General features: G+C 64.4%; 3 protein-coding genes. All 3 read right to left on the bottom strand.

Going from position 1 to position 1319, the window contains the following annotated elements; genetic code table 11:
* Window positions 1–263 (bottom strand): enoyl-CoA hydratase-related protein (locus AC1D1G_RS45295; RefSeq protein WP_477956951.1); only part of this gene is annotated, 263 nt, incomplete at its 3' end.
* Between the two features lie 38 nt (window positions 264–301).
* A complete protein-coding gene (locus AC1D1G_RS45290) occupies window positions 302–961 on the bottom strand; it encodes a CoA transferase subunit B (protein WP_283334107.1) in 660 nt (219 codons plus the stop codon).
* On the bottom strand, window positions 958–1176 hold the full coding sequence (locus tag AC1D1G_RS45285) for a CoA-transferase (RefSeq protein WP_477956952.1): 219 nt from the start codon (window positions 1174–1176) through the stop codon (window positions 958–960). Before AC1D1G_RS45285 ends, AC1D1G_RS45290 begins: the two co-directional genes overlap by 4 nt.
* Window positions 1177–1319: the final 143 nt, after the last annotated feature.

The following is a 1319-nucleotide window of genomic DNA, read 5'->3' as shown; positions in this document are numbered from 1 at the left end:
AACTGGTTGAACGTCCACATGAAGGTCTCGAACCGGGTGCGCATTTCGCGCTCTGTCCACTCGGGCCACGGCTCGATGTCACCTCCGTAGCTGAAGTCGGGACCGTTCGCTCGGAGTAGGACTGCACGGGCGTCGCTGATTTCGATCGTGTGCAGCGCCTGCCGCATTTCGTCGATCATCTCGACACCGATGCGGTTCTGGGATGGGTTGTGCAGGCACATGATCGCGAGGTCGCCGTCGATCGTGCAGCTGAGGTGGGCCACTTCTGTATCCCTTTCTCGAGGGGTGGATGGTGGTTCGGTCACCACTGTCGGTCACCGGCAAGGTCTGTCGCGATGGCGAGAGGTGGCTCGGTCGCGGCGCGGACGTCATCGGCTGTCACCCCGGGGGCCAGTTCGACCAGGCGCAGGCCCTCTTCTTCGACGTCGATCACGGCGAGATCGGTGATGATCCGGTGCACGACGCGGCGACCGGTCAGGGGGAGCGTGCAGCGCCGAACGATCTTGCGTGAGCCATCCTTGGCGACGTGATCCATCAGCACGATGACCTGCCGCGCGCCATGCACCAGATCCATGGCCCCGCCCATTCCCTCGACCATCTTCCCGGGAACGATCCAGTTGGCGAGGTCACCCGACTCGGAGACCTGCATGCCGCCGAGGATGGCGGCGTCGATCTTCCCGCTGCGGATCATCCCGAAGCTCGTGGCGGAATCGCAGAAGGAGGCGCCAGGTCGCAGGGTGACGGTCTCCTTACTGGCATTGACCAAGTCGGGGTCAGCCTCCCCAGGCTCGGGGTAGTCACCGGTGCCGAGTACTCCGTTTTCCGATTGGAGTGCCACCTCGATATCCGCCGGGATATGCGCGGGAACACGGGCCGGTGCCCCGATGCCCAGATTGACGTAGTCGCCGTCCGAGAGTTCCCGTGCTGCCCGGGCCGCCATCTGATCTCGCGTCCAGCTCATTCGGGGGCCTTCCGTGTGACAAGTTTCTCGATGCGCTTGTCCGCTGCTTCCTCGGCGGACAAAGGCACGACGCGCTGGACGAAGGCGCCGGGGAGATGGACGTCGTCCGGGTCGATTTCGCCCGGCTCGCACAATTGCTCCACTTCGGCGATCGTGACCTGGCCCGCCATGGCGCACAGCGGGTTGAAGTTGCGGGCCGATGCCCGAAAGACCAGATTGCCGTGCCGATCTCCGCGCCAGGCGCGGACTCACGTAGGCCGGTGAAGAATTTCGGCGTGTCCCGGTTGGCGATGTCGTACCAGGAACCGACGTGCAGCATCGGCACGTCGATGTTGAACAACTGCCGGCTGAGGTCCGT

It is taken from the genome of Rhodococcus sp. P3_B8 (assembly GCF_056402775.1).
The sequence above is the reverse complement of the archived record's forward strand: the minus strand, read 5'-3'. Positions and strand labels throughout refer to the sequence as shown.

Bases quoted from the DNA above. Each gene is read 5' to 3' on its own strand.
- AC1D1G_RS45290 (WP_283334107.1), bottom strand. From the start codon at position 961: ATGAGCTGGACGCGAGATCAGATGGCGGCCCGGGCAGCACGGGAACTC.